This window comes from Streptomyces sp. NRRL WC-3549 (genome assembly GCF_000721935.1).
GTDB lineage: Bacteria > Actinomycetota > Actinomycetes > Streptomycetales > Streptomycetaceae > Streptomyces.
On sequence record NZ_KL585394.1, the window covers coordinates 114014 to 122791 of the forward strand.

General features: G+C 70.3%; 7 protein-coding genes. 3 read left to right on the plus strand and 4 right to left on the minus strand.

Annotated features, from left to right (window positions below; translation table 11 throughout):
* Positions 1-144: 144 nt before the first annotated feature.
* Positions 145-1107, minus strand: coding sequence for a hydrogen peroxide-inducible genes activator (locus tag IH13_RS0111185; RefSeq protein ID WP_037841112.1), 963 nt, complete (start codon positions 1105-1107; stop codon positions 145-147).
* Between the two features lie 132 nt (positions 1108-1239).
* Here IH13_RS0111185 and IH13_RS0111190 point away from each other — a divergent pair, with 132 nt between their 5' ends.
* Positions 1240-1794, plus strand: a complete 555-nt coding sequence (locus IH13_RS0111190) for a peroxiredoxin (protein WP_031083404.1) — start codon at positions 1240-1242, stop codon at positions 1792-1794.
* 12 nt (positions 1795-1806) lie between these two features.
* Positions 1807-2343, plus strand: coding sequence for an alkyl hydroperoxide reductase (locus IH13_RS0111195; protein WP_031083406.1), 537 nt, complete (start codon positions 1807-1809; stop codon positions 2341-2343).
* An 85-nt stretch (positions 2344-2428) separates the two neighbouring features.
* On the opposite strand, the gene IH13_RS0111200 is transcribed toward IH13_RS0111195, so the two are convergent.
* The 3 genes from IH13_RS0111200 to IH13_RS0111210 all read right to left on the minus strand — a co-directional run bounded on the left by IH13_RS0111200 (position 2429) and on the right by IH13_RS0111210 (position 7447).
* Positions 2429-3832, minus strand: coding sequence for an AI-2E family transporter (locus tag IH13_RS0111200; protein ID WP_031083408.1), 1404 nt, complete (start codon positions 3830-3832; stop codon positions 2429-2431).
* Positions 3833-5002: 1170 nt separating this feature from the next.
* A complete protein-coding gene (locus IH13_RS0111205; RefSeq protein WP_031083410.1) occupies positions 5003-6325 on the minus strand; it encodes a PhoH family protein in 1323 nt (440 codons plus the stop codon).
* A gap of 360 nt (positions 6326-6685) precedes the next feature.
* On the minus strand, positions 6686-7447 hold the full coding sequence (locus IH13_RS0111210; RefSeq protein WP_031083412.1) for an isoprenyl transferase: 762 nt from the start codon (positions 7445-7447) through the stop codon (positions 6686-6688).
* A gap of 205 nt (positions 7448-7652) precedes the next feature.
* Here IH13_RS0111210 and mgrA point away from each other — a divergent pair, with 205 nt between their 5' ends.
* Positions 7653-8690: an L-glyceraldehyde 3-phosphate reductase gene (gene mgrA, locus IH13_RS0111215; protein ID WP_031083414.1), complete on the plus strand. Its 1038-nt coding sequence runs from the start codon at positions 7653-7655 to the stop codon at positions 8688-8690.
* The last annotated feature ends 88 nt before the right edge of the window (positions 8691-8778 follow it).

Here is an 8778-nt window from a genome sequence, read left to right on the forward strand (position 1 = left end):
TGTGTATAAGAGACAGCGTCGTGGCCGTGACCCTGCTCTCGCTGCCCGCGCTGTGGCGGCTGATGCGCCCGGACGGCCTCCGGACGGAGTGACACTCCCGGCCACGGGGGCGCGCGGCCGGCTGCGGCCGGTCGCGCGCCCCTCTCAGGCCCCGCCGTCCCGCGTCCGCACCGGCAGCGCCTCCATCGCCCCGCGCAGGGCCGCCGCGAACTCCTCGAACTCCGCGTGCCGCGCGGTGCCCGTCCGCACCGCGAGCGCCACACGCCGGGAGGGTGCCGGTTCGGTGAAGTAACCGGTGGACAGCGCCTCGTTGCGGGCGGTCTCGACCGTCACCGCCGTACGCGGCAGCAGGGTCACCCCGAGCCCGCCCGCGACCAGCTGCACCAGGGTGGAGAGTCCGGCCGCGGTCGTCGTCACCGGGCCGCCCTGGGTGCGCCCCGCCTCCCGGCAGACGTCCAGCGCCTGGTCGCGCAGGCAGTGCCCCTCGTCGAGCAGCAGCAGCGGCAGGTCCCGCAGCGCCTCGCGCGGGATGTCGTCGCGCCCGCCCAGCCGGTGCCCCCGCTCCATCACCAGCACGAAGTCCTCGTCGTAGAGGGGGAGTTCGGTGACCCCGGGCACTCCGAGCGGCACGGCGAGCAGCAGCAGGTCCAGCCGGCCGGCCGCCAGCCCGTCCAGCAGCGAGGACGTCTGCTCCTCGTGGACCTGGAGGTCGAGGTCCGGGTAACGCTCGTGGACCAGCCTGAGCACGGTCGGCAGCAGATAGGGGGCGACGGTCGGGATCACCCCGAGCCGGAGCGTCCCGGTGAACGGCGCGCGTACCGCCTCGGCCTCCTCCATCAGCTCGGCCACCGTCTCCAGCACGGCGTCCGCCCGCGCCGCGAGCCGCTCCCCGGCGGGCGACAGCAGTACCTTGCGCGTCGTACGCTCGATGAGCTGGACACCCAGTGCCACCTCCAGCGCGGACACCGCTCCGGAGAGTGCCGGCTGGCTCATCCCCAGGGATGCCGCCGCGTCACGGAAGTGCAGATGCTCCGCCACCGCCGCGAAGGCACGCAGCTGGGACAGGCTCGGCTGCTTGGCCCTGTTGGCCTGATTTACATACCTCACTGATAGGCACCTCCGATCACCGCGAGCAAGTGTAGCTATTTCCGTGATCAATGCACTCTGTGCCATGGTGGGGCCAGTCCAACCCCCAGGAAAGCCCCCAAAAAGGGCCTTCCTATCCAGCAAGGAGTGCGCGTGCTCACTGTCGGTGACAAGTTCCCCGAGTTCGACCTGACCGCTTGTGTGTCGCTGGAGAGCGGCAAGGAGTTCGAGCAGATCAACCACAAGACCTACGAGGGCAAGTGGAAGATCGTCTTCGCGTGGCCGAAGGACTTCACCTTCGTGTGCCCCACGGAGATCGCCGCCTTCGGCAAGCTGAACGACGAGTTCGCCGACCGTGACGCCCAGATCCTCGGTTTCTCCGGCGACTCCGAGTTCGTGCACCACGCCTGGCGCAAGGACCACCCGGACCTGACCGACCTGCCCTTCCCGATGATGGCCGACTCGAAGCACGAGCTCATGCGTGACCTCGGCATCGAGGGCGAGGACGGCTTCGCCCAGCGCGCCGTCTTCATCGTCGACCAGAACAACGAGATCCAGTTCACGATGGTGACCGCCGGTTCCGTGGGCCGTAACCCCAAGGAGGTCCTGCGGGTCCTCGACGCCCTGCAGACCGACGAGCTGTGCCCGTGCAACTGGACCAAGGGCGAGAACACCCTCGACCCGGTCGCGCTCCTCTCGGGCGAGTGAGCTGATACGGACATGGCACTCGACGAACTCAAGGCAGCCATACCGGACTTCGCCAAGGACCTGAAGCTGAACCTCGGTTCGGTCATCGGGAACAGCGAGCTCCCCCAGCAGCAGCTCTGGGGCACCGTCCTGGCCTGCGCGATCGCCTCGCGCTCGCCGAAGGTGCTCCTGGAACTGGAGCCGGAGGCCAAGGCCAACCTCTCCGAGGAGGCCTACACCGCGGCGAAGGCCGCCGCCGCCATCATGGCGATGAACAACGTCTTCTACCGCACCCGGCACCTGCTGTCGGACCCCGAGTACGGGAACCTCCGTGCGGGCCTGCGGATGAACGTCATCGGCAAGCCGGGCGTGGAGAAGGTCGACTTCGAGCTGTGGTCGCTCGCCGTCTCCGCGATCAACGGCTGCGGCCAGTGCCTGGACTCCCACGAGCAGGTGCTCCGCCAGGCCGGCGTGGACCGCGAGACCATCCAGGAGGCCGTCAAGGTCGCCTCGGTGATCCAGGCGGTCGGCGTGACCCTCGAAGCCGAGGGCGTACTCGCCGAGCAGTAGAAGTGACGCACGCAGTACCGTTGTGCGAGAGGGGCCCCGCGGACGACCGACCGTCCGCGGGGCCCCTCTCGTGCCGTACGGGTGCTCAGCGCTGTTCCGGCCCACCGCCCGGGGCGCCGTCCGACTCCGGGCGGTCCGGGCGGCCGGGGCCCTCCTCGCGCCGGATGCCCGAGGCCTCGGTCGGCGAGAGGTCGATCGCGGTGGCACCGTGCGGGCCGGGCGTGTTCCGCATGGCCGCCTCCCGCCCGTACGCCCGCAGATAGCCGACCACCGTGTTGGTCACGGCGACCAGCGGTACGGCGACCACCGCGCCGCCGATGCCCGCGATCATGCCGCCCGCGGCGACCGACAGGACGACGGCCAGCGGATGGACGCGTACCGCGCGGCCCAGGATGAACGGCTGCAGGATGTGGCCCTCGATCTGCTGCACGGCCAGCACCACGATCAGCACCATCAACGCGGTGAACACGCCCTGGGTGACGAGCGCGACGACCACGGCGAGCGCTCCGGAGACCACGGCGCCGACCAGCGGGACAAAGGCGAAGAGGAAGATGAAGACGGCCAGCGGCACCGCCATCGGCACGTCGAGGAAGTAGATCCCGAGCCCGATGAAGATGGCGTCGATCAGGGCGACGATCACCGTGCCCCGCACGTAGGCGGTCAGCGTCCGCCAGGCACGCGGACCGGCTCCGGCGACGCCCGGGCGGGCCTGTGCCGGGACCAGCTTGAGGACCCATTCCCAGATGCGCCTGCCGTCGTAGAGCAGGAAGAGCGTCGAGAACATCGCGAGCAGCAGCCCGGTGAGGAACTCGACCATCACGGTGACGCCCTGGAGGCCGGCGGAGGTGATCTCCTCCGTGTTGGTGCCGATGGTGTCGCTGAGGTTCTTGGCGACGTCGTTGATCTGCTGCTCGGTGACGTGGAACGGGCTGTCCAGGAGCCAGCGCTTCAGCTCGTCGATGCCGTCGCGCACCCGGTCGGAGAGGGTGTCCAGGTTGTCCATCACCTGCCACACCACGAACCAGCCGACCAGCCCGATGACGACGAAGCCGAGCACGGCGGTGACCGCGGTGGCGAGCCCCCGGGGCAGCCCGAGGCGCTTGAGGCGTACGACGGTGGGCTGGAGCATCGCCGTCACGAGCAGCGCCGCGGCGAAGGCGAGGACGACCAGCTGGACGGCGCTGATGACCCGCATCAGCACCCAGAGGGTGCCGGCCAGGACCAGCAGCCGCCAGCCCGCCTCGGCGGCGACGCGCATCCCCCAGGGGATCGCAGCGACCGGATCGGGCCGGGCGGCGACGGAGGGCGCGTAGTCGGGAGGGCGGGGCACCTGGTCGGCGGCGGCGGCCTGCGCCGAGGGATCGGGGCTCGCGGCGGCCACGTCCTCGTCCACCTCGCGCGCGCCCTCGGCGCGGCGTTCCTCCAGGCGCGCCCCGACGTCGCTGAGTCCGGCGCCCAGCCGGTCGAGCCACCCCGGAAGTCTGGACATGAGCTTTCCCCTTCCCCCGCCTGCTCCCATCACTCCCCCGGAGCCGTTCGAACCGAACCGTACACGCGTGGAGCCCCGCACCGTAGGACGGTGCGGGGCTCCAGGAGGTTGAGAGCCGTAGCGGCCGTCCATGTAGCTGAGGCCCCACTTGATCTGGGTGGCCGGGTTGGTCTGCCAGTCGGCGCCGGCGGACGACATCTTGGAGCCGGGGAGGGCCTGCACGAGACCGTAGGCGCCCGAGGAGGGGTTGCTCGCACGGTAGTTCCAGCTCGACTCGTGGTTCACGATGTTGCTGAAACACTGGAACTGGTCGGCCGGGATCATCTGACGGGCCATCGCCTGGACCTGGGCCACGCTGTAGGAGCCCTGCGCGGCGAACGAGGAGGCGTCGCGGACCGACGAGCGGCTGGCGCGCTCCTGCTCGGCCTTCTTGCGCTCCTTCTCCTTGCGCTCCTGCTCCAGCTTGTCCTCGGCCGCCTGCTTCTTGGACTTGGCGTCCTTGGCGGCCTGGATGCGGGCCGTCTCCTCGGCGGACTTCTTGGCCGCGGCGTCGGCCGCGGAGGCCTGCGCGTCGGCCTGCTGGGTCAGCGAGGCGGTCTGGACCTGGGCCTGCTGGCCCGCGGGGATGTCTGCGAGCAGCGTGGTGTCGGCTGCGGCCGCCTCGAAGTTGTTGTCGTCGACAGCGGGAGTGCTGCCCGAAGCAACGCCTACGACGGCGCCTACGGTGGTGACCGCGGTGGCGGATGCCACGGCGAACCCCCGGACCGAGATCCGGCTCACACGGTGTCCTTCCAGCATCGCCCGCTTTAGGTGACCTCGCGGGCGCAATCGTGCCCCTGGCACTGGCCTCCCTACTGCTTGGGTCACGGGAGGCACGGGCCCGGTGGGCGACTTCCTCACGGAAGCGCCGCGTGGTGCTCGCGGGCGGCATACGGGCGACGTGTGTTGAGTTGTGTGGTGCGGGGCACCTGTGGAGGTGCCCGAGTGCCGTATGCGGGGCCTGACGGAAGCAAGACTCTGCCGGAGAGACACGCGCTGTTGCAATTCTGTGTCGCGTGGGAAAGGTCACACCCCGTTTGGCGCACGGGATTTTCGGAAATGACGGCGCGACACGACACCGCCCGGCTAAGCTCCTTCGCTCGCCGGGCGGCATCGACTGGACGTTCCGGATCAGATGTGGCCTTCCTCCAGCATTTCGGTCACCAGCGCGGCGATCGGTGAACGCTCGGAACGGGTGAGCGTGACGTGCGCGAAGAGCGGATGCCCCTTCAGTTTCTCGACCACGGCGACGACTCCGTCGTACCGCCCGACCCGGAGGTTGTCCCGCTGGGCCACGTCGTGGGTGAGAACGACACGCGAGTTCGCCCCGATCCGGGACAGGACGGTCAGCAGCACGTTCCGTTCGAGCGACTGCGCCTCGTCCACGATCACGAACGCGTCGTGCAGGGAGCGGCCCCGGATGTGGGTGAGCGGCAGGATCTCCAGCATCCCGCGCCCCAGCACCTCTTCGATGACCTCGCGCCCGGCGACCGCCGACAGGGTGTCGAAGACGGCCTGCGCCCACGGGCTCATCTTCTCGGCCTCGGTGCCGGGGAGGTAGCCGAGCTCCTGGCCGCCGACGGCGTACAAGGGGCGGAAGACCATCACCTTCTGGTGCTGCCTGCGCTCCAGGACGGCCTCCAGGCCCGCGCAGAGGGCCAGCGCGGACTTCCCGGTGCCGGCCCGGCCGCCCAGCGAGACGATGCCGACGTCCGGATCGAGGAGCAGGTCGAGCGCGATGCGCTGCTCGGCGCTGCGCCCGTGGATCCCGAAGGCCTCCCGGTCGCCGCGCACCACACGTACGTTGCCTTCGGCGGTGACCCTGCCGAGGGCCTTGCCTCGCTCGGACTGGAGGACCAGTCCGGTGTGCACCGGGTACGCGGCCGCCTCGGGGACGTACAGCGTCTCCTCGGTGAACAGCAGGTCCACCTGCTCGGCGGTCAGGGCCAGTTCGGCCATGCCGGTCCAGCCGGAGTCCGTGATGGCGAGTTCCGCCCGGTACTCCTCGGCGAGGAGGCCGACCGAGGACGCCTTGATCCGGAGCGGGAGGTCCTTGGAGACGACGGTGACGTCGTACCCCTCGGCCTGGAGGTTGCGTGCGACCGCGAGGATCCGTGAGTCGTTGTCCCCCAACCGGTAGCCGGCGGGCAGGACGCCGGGATCGGAGTGGTTGAGTTCGACACGGAGCGAACCGCCCAGGTCCCCGAGCGGGATCGGGGCGTCCAGCCGGCCGTACCGGACCCGGAAGTCGTCCAGCAGGCGCAGGGCCTGCCGGGCGAAGTAGCCGAGCTCGGGGTGGTGCCGTTTGGCCTCCAGCTCCGTGACCACGACGATCGGCAGCACGACTTCGTGCTCGTCGAAGCGGGTCACGGCGTTGGGGTCGGCCAGCAGGACGCTGGTGTCGAGAACGTAGGTGCGCCGGTCGGGCATGCGGCGCTTGGCACTGGTCACCACGGAAGGACGTACCCCCTCGGACGAGGTCGGGGAGTGCGACGGAGGTCGCGTAACTTCCCGGAGGAAGAGGACGGACCGGGTTCGGGCCCCGAGCGCGGGCCGAACACCGGCCCTCCGCGTCGGCCGCAGGGTGTGCGGTCCTTCGTGTGCAAAGGGCCTCCCGGGCGAGCGGGCTGGGCCCCGCTCACTTGGCTGCGACGTCCGCCTGGCTGGTGACCGGACATCGACCTGACAGGGGTATTCCCAGCCGGTCGGCCGGTCATGCGGCCGAACGGGTGCGACCGGCGTACGGGGGACGGCCGGGGTGGTGCGGCCGTCCGGCCCGCACGGGCGTCGGGCAGGGAGGGAGGGGAGGGTGGTTCAGGCGCCGTAGCGGCGGTGGCGGGCCGCGTAGTCGCGGAGCGCCCGCAGGAAGTCGACCTTGCGGAAGGCCGGCCAGAAGACCTCGCAGAAGTAGTACTCCGAATGGGCGCTCTGCCAGAGCATGAAGCCCGACAGACGCTGCTCCCCGCTGGTGCGGATCACCAGGTCGGGGTCGGGCTGGCCGCGGGTGTAGAGGTGTTCGGAGATGAGGTCGGTGGAGACGACCTCGGCGAGCTCCTCGAAGGTCGTGCCCTTGGAGGAGTGCTCCAGCAGCAGGGACCGGACGGCGTCGGCGATCTCCTGGCGTCCGCCGTAGCCGACGGCGACGTTGACGATTATCCCGTCGACGTCGTGGGTGGCCTCCTCCGCCTCCTTCAGCACCAGTTGGGTCTGCGAGGGCAGCAGGTCGAGCGTGCCGACGTGGTGGACCCGCCACCGCCCGTCCGCCGCCAGCTGGCGCACGGTGTTCTCGATGATGCGGAGCAGCGGGGTGAGCTCGGCCTCGGGCCGGTCGAAGTTGTCCGTGGACAGCAGCCAGAGCGTGACGACCTCGACGTCCGTCTCGCTGCACCAGCCGAGGAGCTCGGAGATCTTGTCGGCCCCGGCCTGGTGGCCCTGGACGGCCGAGCCGCCGGACGCCTTCGCCCACCGCCGGTTCCCGTCGAGGATGACTCCGATGTGCTTGGGCACCTGGGTGTGGTCCAGGCGACCTCCCACCCGGCGTGCGTAGAGCCCGTACACCAGGTCGCGCAAGTTCACTGAAGTCACCCTCTCGGTTCCTTACGGGCCGCCGGCCCGCCTTCCCCGTCGCCGGGGGTCCGGGGTCGTCCCCGGGGGACAGCCGCACAGCCCACACCCATGTATGCACATCGCGGACCGGCTTTTCCCGAAGCGCCACATTACTGCGGTCGGGTCACGGGGGCCCAACCCGGTCTGTCACAACTCCGTGATAAGGAGTGGAAACGTGACTGAATCCCTCCACCACCGCGCCGACGCTTCGCGCTACGACTCCATGGAATACCGCCGCACCGGCCGCAGCGGCCTCAAACTGCCCGCCGTCTCGCTCGGCCTCTGGCACAACTTCGGCGACGACCGGGCCCTGGACTCCCAGCAGGCGATCCTGCGCCGCGCCTTCGACCTCGGCGTGACCCATTTCGACCTCGCCAACAGCTACGGTCCGCCGCCCGGCTCCGCCGAGCTGAATTTCGGAAAGCTCTTCCACCAGGACTTCGCGGCCTACCGGGACGAGCTGATCATCTCGACCAAGGCCGGTTACCTCATGCACCCCGGCCCTTACGGGGAGTGGGGACCCCGCAAATACCTGCTGTCCTCGCTCGACGCCTCCCTGCGGCGGATGGGCCTGGACCACGTCGACATCTTCTACTCGCACCGCTTCGATCCGCACACCCCGCTGGAGGAGACGATGGGGGCGCTCGCCTCCGCCGTGCAGCAGGGCAAGGCCCTGTACGTCGGGGTGTCCTCCTACAACGCCGAGCAGACCGCCGAGGCGGCCGGGCTGCTCAGGGAGATGGGGGTCCCGGCCCTGATCCACCAGCCGTCGTACTCGATGGTGAACCGCTGGATCGAGGCCGACGGGCTCCTCGACGCGCTGGAGTCGGCCGGCATGGGCTGCATCTCCTTCGCGCCGCTGGCCCAGGGGCTGCTCACCGGTAAGTACCTGGCGGGCATCCCGGAGGGGTCGCGGGCCAGTCAGGGCAAGTCCCTCGACCCGGGACTGCTCTCCGAGGAGATGCTCCGCCGGCTACGCGGGCTGAACGACATCGCGGCGGGCCGTGGCCAGTCCCTGGCCCAGCTCGCGCTCACCTGGGTGCTGCGGGACAGCCGGATGACGTCGGCGCTGATCGGCGCGTCGAGCGTGAAGCAGCTGGAGGAGAACGTGGCCGCGCTCGGCGGACCGGCGCTGTCGGCCGACGAGCTGAAGGAGATCGACACCTTCGCCGTGGACACCGCGAGCACCAACATCTGGGCCAACCGGGGCTGACGCCCGGCCCCGCGCCCGGCCCCGCCCGGTGCGCGGCCGGAGTGGCGGCGCGCGGGCACAGAAAAACGGGCCGGTCCGTGGGGGGGGG

Bases quoted from the DNA above. Each gene is read 5' to 3' on its own strand.
- IH13_RS0111200 (WP_031083408.1), bottom strand. From the start codon at position 3,832: ATGTCCAGACTTCCGGGGTGGCTCGACCGGCTGGGCGCCGGACTCAGC.
- IH13_RS0111195 (WP_031083406.1), top strand. From the start codon at position 1,807: ATGGCACTCGACGAACTCAAGGCAGCCATACCGGACTTCGCCAAGGAC.